This window comes from Pseudomonas vanderleydeniana (assembly GCF_014268755.2).
Classification (GTDB): domain Bacteria; phylum Pseudomonadota; class Gammaproteobacteria; order Pseudomonadales; family Pseudomonadaceae; genus Aquipseudomonas; species Aquipseudomonas vanderleydeniana.
Map to the genome: position 1 here is coordinate 4,469,628 of NZ_CP077093.1, position 17,925 is coordinate 4,487,552.

A 17,925-nucleotide genomic window follows, 5' to 3' on the forward strand; every position below is an offset into this window, starting at 1 on the left:
CACCGTAATATCGGTAAATACTACCCTTTTCGGTAAGCTCTACTGACATGTTCGATATTCCTCCAACGAGTTGCCTGCGCAGTTTCGAGGCCGTCGCCCGGCTGGGTAGCGTGACAGCGGCCGCCAAGGAACTGCACGTCACCCATTCGGCTGTCAGCCAGCAGATCAAGCTGCTGGAAGAGACCATTGGCGTGACCCTGCTGGCCCGCGAGGGACGCGGGGTACGTATTACTGAAGATGGACGGTTGTATGCCCTGCAGATTCGCGAGGCGCTTGGCAATATCGTGGAGGCGACTCGCTCGGTCAGGACGCAGCCTGCCGCCAGCGAACTGGTCATCGCCGTCATGCCCTCGTTCGGCGCCAGTTGGCTGGTACCACGGCTGCCCAGGTTCCAGGCCCTGCACCCGGATGTGAACATTCGCCTGCAGGCGAGCCTCGCGGTGTCCCGTTCGCCCAAGGAGAGCCTGGACATCGGGATCCGCATGGGCCGTGGCGACTGGGAGGGGGTGGAGAGCCGCCTGCTGTTCCAGGATGAGTCCGTGGTCGTGGCCGCGCCGCACTTCAATGGCGGGCGCCTTCCCGGAACACCCGAAGAAATCGTCGAAAGCCCGATCATCTTCAGCATGGAGTCCTGGCAACCGTGGTGCCAGGCGGCGGGGCTGGATATCGAGGCGCCTCGAAGGGGCCTGCGCAGCAATGACTCCAACCTGGTGCTGCGCGCCGTGACCCTGGGCCAGGGCATTGCCCTGGAGCGTCGCAGCCTGGTGCATGATGCCCTCCAGCGCGGGGAGCTGGTGCAACTGTCCGAGCACGTCGTGCCCTACCCCTACCCTTACTGGCTGGTGCTGCCGCAACATCCCCGTTCGGCGGCACGACGAGACGCCTTTGCGCAGTGGTTGTTCGTGCAGGTCGAGCAATACCTGGCGTCGGCGGGCCTGGCCCCTCCAGGCTGACGGCTACAGCTCCACCCGTGCCCGCCCATTCGCCTTGGCCCGGTAGAGCGCCAGGTCCGCCTGCTTGAGCACCGCGTTGAGCTCGGCACCCGGGGGACAATCGGCCAGGCCGGCGCTGAAGCTGACGGTCGTGCCCTTGGGTAGCCCCCTGAAACGCAGGCTCGCCATCTCTTGGACCAAGCGTTCCAGAAACCCCTGGGCCGCCGCCAGCTCACAACCCGGCAACAGGAAAAGGAACTCCTCCCCGCCCATTCGGGCAAACACGTCGCCGGTACGCGCGTGGGCCTGGCACAGCCGCGTGAAGGTGATCAGCACTTCATCGCCCACGTCATGCCCGAAGTGGTCGTTGATACGCTTGAAGTGATCGAGGTCGAGCAGTGCCACGCAGGACGGCCGGAAAGACTGCCTGAACGCCTCGAAACGCGCCGCGAAGGCACGACGGTTGAGTGCCCCTGTGAGCGGGTCCGCATGGGCCAATTCCCGCAGTTGTGTCTCCAGGGTCTTCTGCCGGCTCACATCGCGGATTTCGGCCAGGCACTGCTGTTCATCCAGTTCCAGCATGACGACCTCGGCCTGGAAGGTGCTTTGGTCAGCCCTCACCGCGACGCAGTGCTGAGGCGTACCGGGCGGGTCAACCGGCTCGGCGCCGGGCAGGAACAACGCCTCGAAGGCCAGCCCATGCAGCGCCTCGCGCCGACAGCCGAACAGCTCGCCCAGCTTGGGATTGCTGTCCTCGATACGGCCCTTGCGCAGTAGCAGCATCGCTGCGCTGCTGATGCGCATCAACTGCTCGAAACGGTGCAGGTTGGCGCGGGCGGCGATTTCATAGTCACGGCTTTGTGCCAGGGTGCGGTGCAGGCTCATGGCGGTAAAGGCCACCAGCGAAATGACCAGAAACGGCAGGCCGGTGAAGAACGACAGCATCGGAATGGAGTCCGGCGGGAAGATCTGCGGTGCAATGCCCATCACGCCGATGGCCAGGCGCAACACATGGACCACCCCGTAAACCAGCAACGAACAGTAGATGAACAGCCGGATCGAGCGGACCTCGCCCACGGTCTGGTAGCGCCTGAGGATGTTGAGCACCACGATCGCCAGCACCACGACGATCGCGCAATAGGCCGCATCGACCAGTGCCTGCGGCGCGCCCTGGCTGCGAAAGTACTCCACGGCAGCCTGTGCCAGCAGGGTTGCCGGCAGCAGGCTCCTGGGCAATGGCCGCCCCAGAAATCGAAACACGCCCAACATCATCATCGTCTGGGCCGCGACCAGGATGAGGTTGGGCAACCAGTCAATGTTGCGCTGGCCATCGAGCAGGTCGTAGAGAAAAATGCTGTAGCTCAGCACCAGCAGCCAACAGCAGCTTGCCCAGTAGCCGGGGCCCCGGGAGGGTCGGCAAAAGTAGAGGTTACTGGTACTGGCCACCGCACAGGCCAGCAAAAGGCACATCCCCAACAGGACAGGAGAGCCAAACAACAATCCCGGCAGATTCGACATCGGCGCAGCGCCCCAGTGGCCAACGGCTTCCACTCAGCATAGATGCTCAGGTATTCGGCGACGGGGCGCCGGTCTTTAGTACTGCCAGTCGGGCTTTTCGTCGACTCTCAGGGCTGGGGAACGATATCCGGGAGCCCCCATCCTGCATCTGTAGGATAGCCATCGCGCACACCCCGGCCGATACTGACCCCACTGGCCCTGCCCACGCCGCCCCAGGCGTCTGGTCCAACCACTTGCGTGACAATAAAAATAACAGGTCGCACCGAGGTACCGCGCATGAGCAGCCCTGCCTGCAACACGCTATTGAGCCTATTCAGCAATGCCCTGCTGGATATCCAGCGCCTGGCCCATGACCAGAGCGTCGAGCATTTTCATGACGCGATGCTGGCCCGGCTGCAGGGTCTGATCGCCTTCGACAAGGCCTGGTGGGGTCGCGCCGCGTTGATCGACGGCATGCTCGAAGAACATCGCAATCACCTGTTTCACCTGCAGGCGGACTACCTGCAGGACTGGCGCTGCATCCGCGAGGATGACATCACCCTCCCCGTGACCCACTCGCACCCGGGCCAGGCGGTGATCATCGACATGCACAGCACCGAGGGGTTGCGCTGGCTGGGGGCTCGGCACGGCATTCAGGAGCTGCTCTGCGTGATGGTCATCGACCCGCTGACGCAGCTCAGCGAGCACCTGGCGCTGTACCGCAACCCCGGTCAGCCGCGCTTCAGCGACACCGACCGAATGCTGCTGGACCACGTCATGCCACACCTGGCGGCGGCCATCTCCGCCAACCAGATCCGCACCCTGATCGCCCAGCGCGAGAGCCTCGACTCCCCGCACAACCTGGCCCTGGCCGTGTGCGATCGCAAGGGCACCCTGCAGTGCGCCGAGCGCGGCTTCATCGAGCGCTGGCTGGGCTGCTTTGCCCAGTGGAGCGGGCCGAACCTGCCCATTGCGATCAGCGAGGGTGAACAGACCCTGGGCGCGCTGCAACTGACCATCACCCGCGCCGGTGACCTGTTCGTGCTCGCGGCCCGCCCCCGCACACCGCTGCAATGCCTCAGCCCACGGGAGTACGACGTTGCCCAGGGCTTTGGCGAAGGCAAGACCTACAAGGAAGTGGCCCGCGAACTGGGCCTGGCGCCGAACACCGTGCGCCATCACATCCGCACGATCTACACGAAGCTCGGGGTCAAGGACAAGGCGCGCATCGCCCAACTGTTGCGCGCGATGCCTGACTGACCACCGGCCCCCTTTTCCACGCTGAGCATCCCTGCTGCCCCAAGGGCGGCTTGGGCGCCCTCATGCCTGAAATCTGCCGTCCCTCTCTCCCGACACAAGTGAGCCTGCTCGATGAAATCGCCCTACGCCTCCGGCTTTACCGCAGCACTGGCCCTGACCGCCGCCCTCGGTTCGATGAGCGCCCAGGCCGCCGACCTCAACGCCCGCGACTTCGTCAGCGCCCCGGTGGGCACCACCCTGGGCGTGTTCTACCTGCCCATGACCCGCGATCATGACTACCACGGCCGTGCCGACAGCACCGGCCGCGCCGACCTCAACGTCAATGCCCTGGCCTGGCGCCAACTGATCTTCACCGACCTCTGCGGCACCCTGTGCACGCCGCAGTTCATCGTGCCGTTCGCCGACATTGACGCGCGTCTGCCCGGGGCCACCTCGCGCAGCCACGAAAGCGGCTTCGGTGATCCGCAAGTCGGCGGCACGCTCTACCTGATCAACAATCCGGCCACCCGCACCTACAGCGGTTTTCTCAGCCTGATCAGCCTGCCGATCGGCGAGTACCACAGCCAGAACCCGGACGTCTCGCCCGGCGCCAATCGCTGGGCCGGGCACTTCGTCTACAACTTCACCCAGGGCATCGGCGAGAAATGGATGCTCGAGGCCAACCTCGAGGCCCAGGTCTACGGCAAGAACGATGATTACTACGGCTCGACGCTCAAGCAGGACCCGCTCTACCGCCTGCAGGCGTTCGCCTCCTACGACTTCACCCCCAGCACCTACGGCGCCCTGCGCCTGATCCGCGCCGACGGCGGCGAACTGCGCCTGAACGACAACCGCCTGGCCGACACCCACCAGCGCTACACCCAGGTCGGCTTCGAACTGGGCCACTGGTTCGACAAGAACAACCAGGGGCTGCTGGCCCTGACGCGCAATGTCGACACCGACAACGGCTACCACGGCAGCCAGGCGCTGCTGCGTCTGGTCCATGTGTTTTAAGTCACAGGGGGGAGTTTTGACATGAGCCTTTCAATCGGTAATACCCAGGCCGGCGCCCCGTCGACCGCCAGCCAACGGACCTTGATGATCGCCTTGGTGGTGCTGGCCGCCATCACCCCTTCACTGCTGATGACCGCACCCGCCGTCGCAGCGCAACTCGCCAGCCAGTGGGGACTGGCACCGGCGCAGATCGGCAACCTGTTCATGGCCGAGCTGGGCGCCATGAGCCTGGCGACGCTGCCGGCGTTCTGGTGGCTCAAGCGGATCGACCTGCGCAGGGCCGGGCTGCTCGCCGGTGCCCTGTTCATCGTCGGCAACCTGCTCTCGGCCTGGGTCAGCGACTACTCACTGCTGATGCTGATGCGCATGGCCGCGGGGCTGGGCGGTGGCTCGCTGATGATCCTGTGCATGGTCAGTGCCGCGCTGATGAACAACGGCAGTCGTGTGTATGGCTTCTGGGTACTGGGCCAACTGGTCCTCGGTGCCCTCGGGCTGCAGGTACTGCCACTGATGTTCGCCCGCTACGGCCTGGTGGCCTGTTACCTGAGTCTCGCCATCTTGATGGCCGTGGCGTTGCCGCTGGTCCGTACCTTTCCCGTCGCCCTGGGCGGCGCTGTCGATCAGCCCCGCGTCCCCATCGCCCAGGGCCGCGCGGCCCTGGGCATCCTGGCGATCCTGTGCTTCTACGTCAGCCTCAGCGGCGTCTGGACCTTCATCGGCGCCATCGCCAGCCGCGCCGCGATCAACCCACAGGACAGCGGACAGGTCCTGGCCATCGCCACCCTGATGGGCATCGTGGGCGCAGGGTGCACGGCGGTGATCGGCGATCGTCTGCCGCGCACTGCGCTGCTGATCCTGGGGTACGGCCTGATGATCGGCGCCGTGCTGCTGCTCCAGGATCAGCCGACCGCCCTGCGCTTCGCCTGCGCGGCGCTGATCTTCAAGTTCACCTGGACCTTCGTGCTGCCGCTGATCCTGGCCTACCTGGCTGAACTGGACCCCAGCGGCCGGCTGATGAACCTCACCAACCTGGTGATCGGCGCCGGCCTGGCCATCGGCCCCGGGATCGCCGGGCACCTGATCCAGGCCAGCGGCGACTACCGCTCCACCCTGCTGGGCGCGGCGGCCCTGACGCTGCTGTCGCTGCTGCTGATCCTGGCCGGTCGGCGCTCCCGTGCCACCGCCTCCTCACACCCTTGAAAGAGACCTGCACCATGCGCAAGACCGCCTTTTTTTTCGACGAACTCAGCCTCTGGCACAGCGCCGGGCTGCACGCCCTGACCCTGCCCGTGGGCGGCTGGGTACAACCGCCCTCGGCGGCCGGACACGCCGAGTCGCCAGAAACCAAGCGCCGCCTGAAGAACCTGATGGATGTGAGCGGACTGACTCGCCAACTGGACGTGCGCAGCGCCGAACCCGCCTCCGACACCGATCTGCTCAGGGTGCACCCTGCCCACTACCTCAAGCGTTTTCAGGCGCTGAGCGACGCCGGGGGTGGCAGCCTGGGCAACGACGCGCCCATCGGGCCCGGCAGTTTCGAGATTGCCAAGCTGTCGGCAGGCCTGGCAATTGCCGCCGTCGAGGCGGTACTGCTCGGCGAGGCGAGCAACGCCTATTCGCTGTCGCGTCCGCCGGGGCATCACTGCTCGGCCGACCAGGCCATGGGCTTCTGCTTCTTCAACAACATTGCCGTGGCGATTGAAGCGGCCAAGGCCCGTCACGGCCTGGGCAAGGTCGCGGTGATCGACTGGGATGTGCATCACGGCAACGGCACGCAGGCGATCTATGCCGAGCGCAGTGACGTGCTGACCATCTCGCTGCACCAGGAAGGCTGCTTCCCGCCGGGCTACAGCGGTGCCGAAGACCGTGGCGAAGGGCCTGCCGTCGGTACCAACCTGAACATTCCACTGCTGCCGGGCAGCGGCGACGATGCCTATCAGTACGCCATGGACACGCTGGTGATTCCGGCACTGGAGCGTTTCGAACCGGAGCTGATCATCGTTGCCTGCGGCTACGACGCCAATGCGGTCGACCCGCTGGCGCGGATGCTGCTGCACAGCGAGTCGTTCCGCCAGATGACCGCCAAGGTGCGTGAGGCGGCGCAGCGTTTGTGTGGTGGGCGTCTGGTGCTGGTGCACGAAGGGGGGTATGCCGAGGCGTACGTGCCGTTCTGTGGTCTGGCGACACTGGAGGCCCTGTCGGGACTGCGCACGGCGGTCGAGGATCCGCTGCTGGCGTTCATTGGCCTGCAGCAGCCCAACCGCCAGATGCAGGCCTGGCAGCGTCAGCTACTCGATAGCCAGCGCCAGGCCTGGTTCTAGGCAAAGGGCAATGAGACCGCCTCTGCATGGCCAGCGCTGGCGGTCACACTCAGTGCCCGAGCAATAGCCCAATCGCTGCCAAATGACATCGGCTCGATCTATCAGGTGGCTTGTCGAACGGCCGGCTGCGCAGCCCGGTAGAGTTCCGCCATGGCGAACACCGACAAGCCTGGTTGCAGACTGACTCACCCCTGCAGGCGACGGATATTGTCCTCGATACGCCCTTGAATAAGTTGAAGGGTCTCTTGCGTGATTTCCAACGGGTGCAGGCTCTCGGCAATGGTCGAAAAACGACTGGCCACCTCGCAGAGGTGGTCAATGATCAGGCCAGCCTTCTGCCTTGAGACTTCGGCCTCCTCCGCCAGCCTGAGCATGGCCTCTCGATCAATGGCCAGCGCCTCACCCATGACGTCCATCTGATGGTACCCGCCCGGTCCTTCACAGAACGTCACGTCGTAGGCCGGCGCCAACGTCCACTTCCCGGTCGGCGACATGAGATAAGCGAAGTTTTTCGGGTGGTCGTCCCGGTTGTTGAACACGACATTGAAGACAGCACGCTCAAACGCAGCCGCCTTCTCCCGTACGTCGTTGGTGCACATCTGGGTCGCGCGCAGGAAATTGACGTAATCCAGGCTCCCCGGTGACTGGTAATCAGCCCCGGTAAAGGCCGCCAGGCTTTGCATGGGCACACGCCGCCCCTCCTGTCGGTCAAAACGCCGGCTGGCGAAGGCAGCCTGCCCGCCGGGCAGACTGAAATGACGTGTGTCGGGCGTCTGGATGCCGCACAGGCGCAGGCACTCGGCATAGACCATTTCGATAGCACAGACTTCGGGATGCTCACCCTTGGCCGGGAACTTGACCAACCAGGCTTCAAAACCCGGCGTGACTGCAGTGGTAAAGGCGTCAGTCTCGGGATCGCGGTAAACCAGTGCCTTTGGTCTGGCACCCTGAGGCGAGCCCCCTACCAGCAGTAATCTTTGCAGGAACTCACCGCCTTCTCCCTTCAAAACCTCCTGCACCTCGGCCGCGAGCAGGTCGAGGGAGATATGCACCTGCGACGCCTGCCCCTCAGGCACTACCGGTTCGAAAGACATACCCCCCATGGCATTGTTGCCGATGTAGGCCAATCGCTCCAGCGGCCCGATGCGCGCCGTGTTGAGATGACGGCGCCTGAACATCCGGTCCATCAACAACAGGCCCCAGCCGTCCGGCAATGCGTCATAGACAGGTCCGGGCAGACCCAACTGGTGAGCAGGAAAATTCTGCCGCAGTTGGGGCCCCTTCAGAGGAAGGGTGTAGGACGAGAGCTCCAGGCCCCTGCGCTTCGCTTCATCGCTGTACTCGAAGACGATCTGTGGACGACGGCTAATCGCCGTCGTCGAGGCCAACGTCCCCCACAGCCAGCGCTCACCCCAGCCGTCGTAGTAAACCTCGACCTGCTCAAGCATGCTCAGCTTTTCTCCGGATGCGCTGGCGCTTGGCACTGCTCTCGTAGCGGCGAATATCGTCGAGACTGTCCAGCCTGGGTAGGAAACAGGCCTCAAGCTCCTTGACGCGGCCCAGGACCATGGCCACGCGAATCACATTCTCGAAACCCACATTGCGACCCGCCTCCAGGTTGGAGACGGTATTGATACCGACCCCTGCGCGACCCGCCACATCCGCCTGGGTCATCTGCTGAGCCAGCCGCTCGGCACGCAGGCGCTCGCAGAGGCGCTTGACGATTTCATCCGGCTTACTGAAGCTTAAATCCAACATAGTGTGTCCCAATGCCCATATGGTCACTTAACACACAAAATATTAGAATTAAGCCGCGCTCCATTCAAGCACCTTAATCCACTCAATACAGGATTTACACGAGATTTACGACGATAACCTACAACACAATGGAATTAGCTCGATAATAGCGTCAGTGCTCTCGCCTGGGTGGCACTGACGCCATCGTCTCGACAGGGGCGACCTACAGCTTGAAGGTCCCCACCAGGTTGTTGAACGAGATGGCCAGGCGCGACAGTTCCTGGCTCGATGCGCTGGTCTGGTTGGCACCGGCGGCGGTTTGGGTGGACAGGTCCTGGATGTTGATCAGGTTGCGATCGACCTCGCGCGCGACGTTGGCCTGCTCTTCCGAGGCCGTGGCGATCAGCAGGTTGCGATCGTTGATCGAGGCGATGTTCTGGGCAATGCGCTCCAGCGACTCGCCGGTGGCCTTGGCCAGTTCCTGGGTGCTGCTGGCCAGGGTCCGGCTGTTGCCCATGGCCTTGACTGCGTCATCGGCGCGCGACTGCACGCTGGCGATCATCGCCTCGATTTCACCGGTCGAGGCCTGGGTGCGGGCCGCCAGGGCTCGCACTTCGTCAGCCACCACCGCGAAACCACGGCCCTGTTCACCGGCCCGGGCCGCCTCGATGGCCGCGTTGAGCGCCAGCAGGTTGGTCTGTTCGGCGATCCCTCGAATGACATCGAGCACCTTGGCGATATCACGCACACTGCCGGCCAGCTCATCGACGATGACCGTCGACTGGCCAATCTCGTTGTTCACGCTGGTGATGGCCTTGACCGCTTCCAGGGCCTGGTCACGACCACTGGAGGCCTCCTGGCTGGTATTGCGGGACGCTTCGGAGGCCGAGGTGGCATTGCGCGCCACTTCGTCAACGGCAGCACTCATTTCGGTGACAGCGGTAGCGGCCAGCTGGATCTCGTCGTTCTGCCGGGTCAGGCCACGGCTGCTCTCCTCGGTCACCGCATTGAGTTCTTCGGCGGCCGAAGCCAGTTGGTCTGCGGCACTGGCGATCTGCTGAATGGTGCCCTTGAGTCCACCCTGCATGGTCCCGAGGGCGGTCAGCAGTTGACCGACTTCGTCCCGATGACCCCGTTCGATGGCCTGGCTCAGATCGCCGCCGGCAATGCGCTGGGCATTGCGCACGGCCGAAGCGATAGGGGCACTGATGACGCGGCTGATGAACATGCCCAACAGCGCCGCCGCCAGGAAGGCCAAGCCAATGCCGATATACAGATTGAGCTTGGCGGAGGACTCCGTGGCACGGGCCTCCTGGCTGCCCTCGCCGATCTGGCGGTTGTTGGACTCGACGATGATGTTCAACTCATCATTGATGCTGCGAAAAGCCTCATGCAACTCCCCAGTCATCAGCCGCCGGGCGCCAGCCAGGTCACCGCTGTCGATAGTCGAAACCGCACGATCGACCAGGGCCTGGTAAGCAGGCCAGTCCTTCTCCATCCGGTCGCCGGCCACCCGCTCGTCATCGGCCAGCGGTGTGGTGCGATAGGTGGCGAAGGCCCGCTCGCTCTTCTCGCGGCTGTCCTTCATCGCGGCGACGATCGGGCTGCGCTCGGAAGCTGTGGCGCCCGCCGCCGCAGCGGCCAGCAGGCGATAGAGCTCACGGCTCTGGGTCATCGCATAGGAACGGGCCTCGCCGGTCTTGGCGACTGACACGAGGTTGTTGGAGAACACCAGTTGCAGGCTCGAAGACAACGAACCAATACCCGCGCTGCCAAGCATGCCCACCACCAAGGTGATGCAAGCACAGAGGGCGAAAGCGAGATAAAGCTTGGTTGATAGCTTGGCGTCGTAAAACCACTTCATGGGCAAACCTGTACTAGAGAGGGTTAAGCGGTGACCGCACGGTCGAATGAGTATAGTCATCCTATCGACCGTGCCTGGGCGGCCTTAAGGGCCGCGAGCCGTTTTATTTGACGTGACCGGTGACAAAGCCCTCACCAGCGCCGGGAACGCTGACACTCAACCATTGAAGCGAGTGACCAGCGCGTCCAGGGCATGAGCGGTCCCCTCCAGTTCAGTCCCCAACGCACACGAGCTGACGGCAATCTCCGCGTTCTGATCCGAGACGCGCGCGATACTGGTGATCTGCCTGGAGATCTCCTCGGCGACCTGGGCCTGCTGCTCCGAAGCGGCCGCCATCTGCTGGCTCATCTCGTGAATACGCCCCACCGCACCGTCAATGCCCTCCAATGCCTGCTGGGTACTGATCACCTGGGCCACGCCGCTGAGCGCCTCGACACTGCCCTGTCGCGCCACGACCACGGCCTGGCCAGCCACGTCCTGCAAGGTCTGGATGATGCGCTGGATGGTCTGGGTCGACTCCTGGGTTTTGGAGGCCAGCGCCCTGACCTCGTCGGCGACCACCGCAAAACCGCGCCCCTGCTCGCCGGCACGGGCAGCCTCGATGGCAGCGTTCAGGGCCAGCAGGTTGGTCTGCTCGGCAATCGAACGAATCATGTTGGCGGCCTGCTGGATGGACTGGGTCTCGCTGGCCAAGCCCTCCACCGACTGGCTCACGGCCTCCACGGTCTCGGCCAGTTTCTCGATGACGTGGCGAGTCTTGTGGGCTTCCTGCGAACCGGTCTGGGTCAAGAGGTTGACCTCGTCGGCGGCCTTGGCGGTGTGATTGATATGCACGGCCACCTCGGCAATGGAAGTCGCCATCTGGTTCATCGCGGTCGCGGCCTGGTCCGCTTCGTCACGCTGGCGGTTCAACGCCTGCTCGGACTGGCGGGACAACGACTGGCTGCGAGTGGCCAGAGTGGCGGTCTGGGTGGCGAAATCGCCCAGGCGGCTCAGTGCCGTCCTGATCTTGGCGTTCTCGCTGATCAGGATCATCTGCAGCTGCGCGGCCATGCCACGCTCATCGGTGTAGGTGCGGGCAATCAGTTCGCTGTCAAAACCGCCCTGCGAAGCGCCCCTGATCCGGTCCAACGTCTGGCGGGAGCGCCACTGCGCCAAGCCTTGCAGCGCGAACATCCCGGCCGCCGCCGTGAGCGCACCCGGCCAGGGGCCCGCCCCTTCCAGGACGGCGGCGCTGGTCAGCAGCACCAGTGCCGGCGGCAGCAGTGTCTGCGCCCAATACCCCAGGTGTTCGAGCACCGGCTTGTCGGCCTGCTGTTTGCTCAAACGGGCATACAACTGCATCGCCCGCCGAACCTGTTCACGCTCGGGCTTGACCCGGACCGATTCAAAACCGCTGATCTGGCCCTCGCTGAAGATCGGCGTGACGTAGGCATTGACCCAGTAATGGTCGCCGTTGCTGCAGCGATTCTTGACGATGCCCATCCAGCTCTTGCCGTCCTTGAGATAGGACCACATGTGGGCAAAGACCGCAGGTGGCATGTCGGGATGGCGCACGATGTTGTGCGCACTGCCCAGCAACTGTTCACGGGAATACCCACTGACGGCGACGAACTCATCATTGCAGTACGTCAACTTTCCATGAACGTCGGTCGCGGAGATGAGCCGCTGGCCTGCCGAAAACTCGAGTTCTTTCTGAGTAACCGGAAGATTGGTTCGCATGATGCAAATCCCTTGGGATGCGTTGGGCAAGGTGGGGTTAACGGCTATCCATTAGCTCAATCGTGCGTCCTGCGAGGTTGCGCGCCAGGTCGGCGATGCCGCTCCGTTGGCCGATACTGGCTTGGTGCTGGCATTGCGTGAGGCTAGGTGAGCACCTTGGGCCGTCAAATCGACGACGTGTAATTTTCTGTTACACCGCCGCTTTTCGAAGGGTTTATTGCGCTGGATCAGTATTTAGCGAGCTACGAAAGTGTATTTGCGAGCCGCTGGCAAATGCAGGAGGTTGGTAACGGAGAATCAAATCGGTTTTTCACCCGTTCAACAGACAAGGCCCCAGGAGAAGGTCTCGTGGGGCCTGTGGCCAAACAGTGATGGCGCTGGGGCGATGCCTGCCCGGCCGTCAGGAACGAAGCCGCCTCACCAGACGGCCACCACCGAATCCGCCCTGGGCTCGGTGCCGCCCCACAGCACCCCGCTCACCGGATCGCGCAAGATGATCTGCCCGCGCCCGTAATCGGTCAGGTCACTGGCGACCACCACCTCGTGCCCCCGGCGTGCCAAGGCATTGATCAGATCCCGCGAGGCTCCCTGCTCGATCCCGACCTTGTTATCCCCCTGCCACTGCCAGCGCGGTGCATCCAGTGCCGCCTGCGGATTGAGCCCGAAGTCCACCAGGTTCATCACCATCTGCACATGCCCTTGTGGCTGCATGTAGCCGCCCATCACCCCGAACGGCCCAAGCGCCTGCCCGTCCTTCGTGAGAAAGCCGGGGATGATGGTGTGAAAGGTCTTCTTGCCCGGCGCCAGGCAGTTGGCATGTGCCGGATCAAGGCTGAACTCCTGCCCGCGGTTCTGCAGGCCAATGCCGCTGTCGGGCAGCACCACCCCCGAGCCGAAGCCGTGGTAGTTGCTCTGGATGAACGAGACCATGTTGCCTTCGGCATCGGCGGTCGCCAGGTACACCGTGCCACTCGCCTTCGGATCGCCCGGTTTGGGGCGCTGGGCCTGTTCGGTGATCTGCTCGCGCCGATGCCGCGCATAGCCGTCACCGAGCAGTTGCTCGACCGCCACGCGCATGTGCAGCGGGTCGGTGATGTAGTGCAGCCCATCGCTGTAGGCGAGCTTCATCGCCTCCAGTTGCCGGTGCCAGGTCTGCTGGCTGTCGCGATGGTCGAAGTCGAAGCCTTCGAGAATCTTCAGCGCCATCAGCGCCACCAGCCCCTGCCCGCTGGGGGGGATTTCCCAAACATCGACACCTCGGTAGTTGACCGAAATCGGGTCGACCCACTGCGCGCGATAGCTCTCCAGGTCACTGGCGCGCAGGTAGCCGCCCGTGGCGCGGGCGTGGGCGTCCAGGCGCTGGGCCAAGGCCCCACGGTAGAAGCTTTCGCAGCGGGTGGCGGCCAACTCCTCAAGTGTGTCGGCCTGGGCCGGATTGCGAAACAGCTCTCCGGCCCTGGGCGCCCGGCCGTCGATCAGGAAGGTGTCGAACCAGGCCTGCAGCACGCCGTCGCGGTGCGGGGCGAACTCGTCGAGCGCGATCTGCCATTGGTGGGCGACCACCGGCGACACCGGAAAGCCCTCCCGGGCCAGGCTGATCGCCGGCTGCAGCAGCTCGGCAAACGGCAGTTTGCCGAAGCGCTGTGACAGTTGCGCCCAGGCCGAGGGACAACCGGGCACGGTGACCGGGGTCCAGCCGTAAAGCGGCATCTCGCTGTGGCCGGCCGCCTTGACGGCTTCGATGCTCAGTGCCGCGGGAGCCTGACCGTTGCCATTGAGGCCATGCAACTGGCCCTGGGTCCAGACCAGGGCGAAGGCATCACCGCCGATGCCATTGCCGGTCGGCTCGACCACGGTCAGCGCGGCGGCGGTGGCGATCGCGGCATCGATGGCGTTACCGCCCTTGTGCAGGATTTCGATACCGGCCTGGGCCGCCAGCGGTTGGGTGGTGGCGACCATGCCACGGCGGGCAAAGACGCTCTGGCGTTGCGAGGGATAGGGGTATTCGTGGGCAGAGAGATTCAACATGACAAAAGACTCTTCAATGGGTGAATTCACTGGCCGGACTTGATCCGGCTCCATTCGCGGGTGATCAGGCGCTGGATGTTGGCCGGCAGGTCGGCGGAGACGAAGGTATGCGCGATCACCTCGTCACCGGGGTAGATCCCGGGGTCGCCGCTGACCTTGGGGTCCATCAGCGCCGTGGCGTCCTTGTTGGGGTTGGCGTAGCCGACGTAGTTGCTGATCGGCGCAATGACCTCAGGGCGCAGCAGGTAGTCGATCAGCGCATGGGCCTGGGCGACATTGGCCGCGTCCTTGGGAATGGCGAGCATGTCGAACCAGAGGTTCACGCCCTCCTTGGGAATCAGGTAGCGAATATCCACCGGTTTGCCGCTTTCCCGCGCGCGGCTGCGCGCCTGCATGACGTCGCCGGAGTAGCCGATGGCGACACAGATGTCCCCGTTGGCCAGGTCCGCGGTGTACTTGGAGGAGTTGAAGTAGGTCACCGAGGGTCGCAGCGCCATCAGGCGATCGGAGGCCTTCTTGTAGTCCTCGGGGCGGGTGCTGTTGGGGTCGAGTCCCAGGTAGAGCAGCACCTGCGGAATGATCTTCACCGGCGCATCGAGAAAGGCCACGCCGCAGCTTTTCAGTTTCTCCAGGTTGGCCGGTTCCAGGACCATGGCCCAGGAATCCAGCACCGCGTCCCTGCCGAGCACGGCACGAACCTTTTCCTCGTTGTAGCCGATACCGACGGTGCCCCACATGTACGGCACCGCGTAGCGGTTGCCGGGGTCGGCGGCCTCCAGGCGTTTCATCAGCCGCGGGTCGAGGTGCTTCCAGTTGCCCAGCAGGTTCTTCTGCAGCGGCTGGTAGGCACCGGCCCGAATCTGCTTGGACAGAAACTGGCTGGACGGCACCACCACGTCGTAGCCGGAGTGCCCGGACAGCAGCTTGGCCTCGAGCATTTCATTGGTGTCGAACACGTCGTAGCGGACCTTGATCGCGCTGGCCTTCTCGAAGTTGGCCAGGGTGTCCGGAGCGATGTAGTCGGACCAGTTGTAAACCTTGACCTCCTGCTCGGCGGCCTGGGTCAGGGGCATCACGGCGGCGCAGCAAAGCACCGCGAACAGACTCGGTAAACGCATGGCGAAGTTCCTTTGACGGTGTCAGAGCACGCGGCTGAGAAAGGCCCGGGTACGTGCGTGGGTTGGATGGTTGAAGATCTGCTCCGGCGGGCCCTGCTCGATGAGTTCGCCCTGGTCGAGCACCACCACGCGGTCGGCCACTTCCCGGGCAAAGCCCATTTCATGGGTGACCACGACCATGGTCATGCCGTCCTCGGCCAGCTCCTTCATGACCTGCAACACCTCGCCGACGATTTCCGGATCGAGGGCGCTGGTGGGCTCGTCGAACAGCATCGCCTGGGGTTTCATCGCCAGCGCCCGGGCGATCGCCACCCGCTGCTGCTGGCCGCCGGAAAGCATCGACGGGTAATGCCCGCCCTTGTCCGCCAGGCCGACCCGCGCCAGCAGTTGCCGGGCCTGTTCCAGGGCCTCGGCCTTGGGCACGCCGAGCACCTGGATCGGCGCCTCGATGATGTTCTCCAGCGCGGTCATGTGCGGGAACAGGTTGAAACGCTGGAAGACCATGCCGATGTCGCGGCGCTGGCGGGCGATGTTGCGCTCGGAGTCGCGCACCAGGCTGCCGTCGGGGCGCTCGCGGTAGCCCATGGCATGGCCGTTGACGCGAATGCGCCCGCCCTGGATGTCTTCCAGCAGGTTGATGCAGCGGATGAAGGTGGTCTTGCCCGAGCCCGAGGCGCCGATCAGCACCACCACTTCGCCGCGCCGCACCTGCAGCGACACACCCTTGAGAATCGGCAAATGGCCAAAGGACTTGTGAATGTCCAGCGCCTCGATGACCAGCTCTTCGCTTTTGTGCGCCATGCTCAACGTCCTCTCAGCAGTTTCAGGGGACCGCGGCCGAACATCCGGCTGGCGGCCGGTGGCGACGAGTTTGGTCGGTCGCAGCGACCGGAGCGGCTTTCCAGCCAGCGCTGGAAGAAACCCCACAGGGTGGTCAGCAGCAGGAAGTAGATGGCCACCACCAGGTACAGCTCGAACACCCGGAAGGTCGCCGAAGTGACCATCTGCGTGCTCAGCAGCAGCTCCTGCACGCCGATCACGCTGACCAGGGTGGTGTTCTTGAGCATCACGTTGAATTCGTTGCCAATCGGCGGCACGATCACCCGAAAGGCCTGCGGCAGCACGATGCGGCGCATCAGCTTGCCGAAAGTCATGCCCAGCGACCGCCCAGCCTCGTACTGGCCCTTGTCCACCGCGCCGATACCGGCCCGGATGATCTCGGCCATGTAGGCGCCTTCATTCAGGCCCAGGGCGATGATCGCCGCCTGAATGTTGCCGGGCACCACCAGGCCGAACAGCGAGAGGTCCTCGAACCGAAAGATCCCGCCCGCCGCCAGGGCCGTGTACAGAAAGACGATCTGCACCAGCAGCGGCGTGCCGCGCATCAGCCACACGTAGAAGCGCACCGGCCATTGCAGCAGCGGATTGCGCGACAGCCGCATCAGCGCCGCCGCCAGGCCCAGCACGCAGCCCAGCAGCATGGCCAGCACGGCGATCAGGCAGGTCAGCCACAGCCCGGTGAGGTACACCCCACTGGGCTGCAGCAGGTACTGCCAGAACACATCCCAATTGAAATTCATCGATCAGGTTCCTCAGTCGAGGGTGTCACTGCTGACGTGCCAGGTAGCGAGCAACTTGGCGTAGCTGCCATCGGCGCGCATGTCGTTGAGGATCTGCTGCACGGCCGCGCTCAATTGCGCGTCGTCCTTGCGAATGCCCAGGCCTGTGAGAATGCGACTGAAGGCCGGCACGCCCTCCTCGAACAGATCCGGTGCCATGGCGGCGTAGTAGCCGGCGGTCTCGACCGTGGTGCCGTAGGCATCCACCTGGTTGATGCGCAGGGCCTGGAAGGCGTCGGTGTCGGTGTTGTAGACCACGACCTTCATCGGCGCCTTGCCGGCCTTGGTCAAGTTGTCGTTCTGGGCGTCGAGCAGGGTCTTGATGGTCGAGCCGTTGAGCACCGCGACCTTGTGCCCGGAGAGGTTGTCGAGGGTCTTGAGCCCCTTGGGGTTGCCCTTGGGCACCACCACCGCCTGGCTGGAATACATGTAGTTGACGATGTCGATCACCTGGCGCCGCTCAGGCTTGTCGAACAGCTGGTCGACGATCATGTCGCACTGCCCGGCCAGCAGCGCCGGCACCAGCCCGGAGAACGGAATCACCCGCCACTGCACGGGCTTGTTGCCCAGACGCTTGGCGATTTCCAGGCCCAGGTCGATGGTCAGTCCACGGGGCTTCTGCTCGGCATCGAAGGACACCAGGGGCGGTGAATCCATCCCCGAGCAGTAGGTGAGTTTATCGACCGACTTCAGGCGCTCCGGCACCTGGGGTGCGGCGACGGCCCACTGCGTGGACAAACCGAGGGAAACAGCCAGCAGCAAGGTACGGCGTAAATGCATGACCAGACACTCCACTTCGTTGGGTAACGGCAGGATTCAAAGTCAACACTCGGG

15 protein-coding genes and 2 pseudogenes are annotated in these 17,925 nt (G+C 64.2%); 5 read left to right on the plus strand and 12 right to left on the minus strand.

Annotated elements, in window-relative coordinates:
• Positions 1 to 47: 47 nt before the first annotated feature.
• Positions 48 to 953: a LysR substrate-binding domain-containing protein gene (locus HU752_RS19875; RefSeq protein ID WP_186678975.1), complete on the plus strand. Its 906-nt coding sequence runs from the start codon at positions 48 to 50 to the stop codon at positions 951 to 953.
• A gap of 3 nt (positions 954 to 956) precedes the next feature.
• On the opposite strand, the gene HU752_RS19880 is transcribed toward HU752_RS19875, so the two are convergent.
• A complete protein-coding gene (locus tag HU752_RS19880; protein WP_186678974.1) occupies positions 957 to 2,300 on the minus strand; it encodes a GGDEF domain-containing protein in 1,344 nt (447 codons plus the stop codon).
• 426 nt (positions 2,301 to 2,726) lie between these two features.
• Here HU752_RS19880 and HU752_RS19885 point away from each other — a divergent pair, with 426 nt between their 5' ends.
• The 4 genes from HU752_RS19885 to HU752_RS19900 all read left to right on the plus strand — a co-directional run bounded on the left by HU752_RS19885 (position 2,727) and on the right by HU752_RS19900 (position 7,003).
• Complete coding sequence (locus HU752_RS19885; RefSeq protein WP_186678972.1) at positions 2,727 to 3,689, plus strand: helix-turn-helix transcriptional regulator; 963 nt, start codon at positions 2,727 to 2,729, stop codon at positions 3,687 to 3,689.
• 111 nt (positions 3,690 to 3,800) lie between these two features.
• Positions 3,801 to 4,682: a transporter gene (locus HU752_RS19890; protein WP_186678970.1), complete on the plus strand. Its 882-nt coding sequence runs from the start codon at positions 3,801 to 3,803 to the stop codon at positions 4,680 to 4,682.
• Between the two features lie 21 nt (positions 4,683 to 4,703).
• A complete protein-coding gene (locus HU752_RS19895; RefSeq protein WP_186678967.1) occupies positions 4,704 to 5,882 on the plus strand; it encodes an MFS transporter in 1,179 nt (392 codons plus the stop codon).
• Between the two features lie 14 nt (positions 5,883 to 5,896).
• Positions 5,897 to 7,003 (plus strand): class II histone deacetylase, encoded by a 1,107-nt coding sequence (locus HU752_RS19900; RefSeq protein ID WP_186678964.1) that lies wholly within the window; start codon positions 5,897 to 5,899, stop codon positions 7,001 to 7,003.
• Between the two features lie 185 nt (positions 7,004 to 7,188).
• On the opposite strand, the gene HU752_RS19905 is transcribed toward HU752_RS19900, so the two are convergent.
• From HU752_RS19905 to HU752_RS19945, 11 genes and pseudogenes are all read right to left on the minus strand, one after another.
• Positions 7,189 to 8,451: a type II toxin-antitoxin system HipA family toxin gene (locus HU752_RS19905; protein WP_186678961.1), complete on the minus strand. Its 1,263-nt coding sequence runs from the start codon at positions 8,449 to 8,451 to the stop codon at positions 7,189 to 7,191.
• Complete coding sequence (locus HU752_RS19910; protein WP_186678958.1) at positions 8,444 to 8,761, minus strand: helix-turn-helix domain-containing protein; 318 nt, start codon at positions 8,759 to 8,761, stop codon at positions 8,444 to 8,446. The genes HU752_RS19905 and HU752_RS19910 overlap by 8 nt, the downstream gene beginning before the upstream one ends.
• Before the next feature lie 202 nt (positions 8,762 to 8,963).
• Positions 8,964 to 9,827, minus strand: coding sequence for a methyl-accepting chemotaxis protein (locus HU752_RS32230; RefSeq protein WP_437182380.1), 864 nt, complete (start codon positions 9,825 to 9,827; stop codon positions 8,964 to 8,966).
• Positions 9,822 to 10,664: pseudogene (locus tag HU752_RS32235) on the minus strand (MCP four helix bundle domain-containing protein); the annotation flags it as partial. The pseudogene HU752_RS32235 and the gene HU752_RS32230, both read right to left, overlap by 6 nt.
• Positions 10,665 to 10,760: 96 nt before the next feature.
• Entirely contained in the window at positions 10,761 to 11,948 is a 1,188-nt protein-coding gene (locus HU752_RS19920; protein ID WP_437182381.1) for a methyl-accepting chemotaxis protein, read from the minus strand.
• Between the two features lie 51 nt (positions 11,949 to 11,999).
• Positions 12,000 to 12,326: pseudogene (locus HU752_RS32240) on the minus strand (PAS domain-containing protein); the annotation flags it as partial.
• Between the two features lie 417 nt (positions 12,327 to 12,743).
• A complete protein-coding gene (locus HU752_RS19925; protein ID WP_186678948.1) occupies positions 12,744 to 14,354 on the minus strand; it encodes a gamma-glutamyltransferase family protein in 1,611 nt (536 codons plus the stop codon).
• A gap of 26 nt (positions 14,355 to 14,380) precedes the next feature.
• Positions 14,381 to 15,472: a polyamine ABC transporter substrate-binding protein gene (locus HU752_RS19930; protein ID WP_186678946.1), complete on the minus strand. Its 1,092-nt coding sequence runs from the start codon at positions 15,470 to 15,472 to the stop codon at positions 14,381 to 14,383.
• 21 nt (positions 15,473 to 15,493) lie between these two features.
• On the minus strand, positions 15,494 to 16,273 hold the full coding sequence (locus HU752_RS19935; RefSeq protein WP_186678936.1) for an amino acid ABC transporter ATP-binding protein: 780 nt from the start codon (positions 16,271 to 16,273) through the stop codon (positions 15,494 to 15,496).
• Between the two features lie 2 nt (positions 16,274 to 16,275).
• Complete coding sequence (locus HU752_RS19940; RefSeq protein ID WP_186678934.1) at positions 16,276 to 17,052, minus strand: amino acid ABC transporter permease; 777 nt, start codon at positions 17,050 to 17,052, stop codon at positions 16,276 to 16,278.
• Positions 17,053 to 17,064: 12 nt separating this feature from the next.
• On the minus strand, positions 17,065 to 17,871 hold the full coding sequence (locus HU752_RS19945) for an ABC transporter substrate-binding protein (RefSeq protein ID WP_186678932.1): 807 nt from the start codon (positions 17,869 to 17,871) through the stop codon (positions 17,065 to 17,067).
• Positions 17,872 to 17,925: the final 54 nt, after the last annotated feature.

Coding starts and splice junctions, on each gene's coding strand:
- HU752_RS19935 (WP_186678936.1), bottom strand. CDS start 16,273: ATGGCGCACAAAAGCGAAGAGCTGGTCATCGAGGCGCTGGACATTCAC.
- HU752_RS19885 (WP_186678972.1), top strand. CDS start 2,727: ATGAGCAGCCCTGCCTGCAACACGCTATTGAGCCTATTCAGCAATGCC.
- HU752_RS32230 (WP_437182380.1), bottom strand. CDS start 9,827: ATGCAGGGTGGACTCAAGGGCACCATTCAGCAGATCGCCAGTGCCGCA.
- HU752_RS19900 (WP_186678964.1), top strand. CDS start 5,897: ATGCGCAAGACCGCCTTTTTTTTCGACGAACTCAGCCTCTGGCACAGC.
- HU752_RS19925 (WP_186678948.1), bottom strand. CDS start 14,354: ATGTTGAATCTCTCTGCCCACGAATACCCCTATCCCTCGCAACGCCAG.
- HU752_RS19890 (WP_186678970.1), top strand. CDS start 3,801: ATGAAATCGCCCTACGCCTCCGGCTTTACCGCAGCACTGGCCCTGACC.
- HU752_RS19895 (WP_186678967.1), top strand. CDS start 4,704: ATGAGCCTTTCAATCGGTAATACCCAGGCCGGCGCCCCGTCGACCGCC.
- HU752_RS19875 (WP_186678975.1), top strand. CDS start 48: ATGTTCGATATTCCTCCAACGAGTTGCCTGCGCAGTTTCGAGGCCGTC.
- HU752_RS19930 (WP_186678946.1), bottom strand. CDS start 15,472: ATGCGTTTACCGAGTCTGTTCGCGGTGCTTTGCTGCGCCGCCGTGATG.
- HU752_RS19940 (WP_186678934.1), bottom strand. CDS start 17,052: ATGAATTTCAATTGGGATGTGTTCTGGCAGTACCTGCTGCAGCCCAGT.
- HU752_RS19910 (WP_186678958.1), bottom strand. CDS start 8,761: ATGTTGGATTTAAGCTTCAGTAAGCCGGATGAAATCGTCAAGCGCCTC.
- HU752_RS19945 (WP_186678932.1), bottom strand. CDS start 17,871: ATGCATTTACGCCGTACCTTGCTGCTGGCTGTTTCCCTCGGTTTGTCC.
- HU752_RS19905 (WP_186678961.1), bottom strand. CDS start 8,451: ATGCTTGAGCAGGTCGAGGTTTACTACGACGGCTGGGGTGAGCGCTGG.
- HU752_RS19920 (WP_437182381.1), bottom strand. CDS start 11,948: ATGCAGTTGTATGCCCGTTTGAGCAAACAGCAGGCCGACAAGCCGGTG.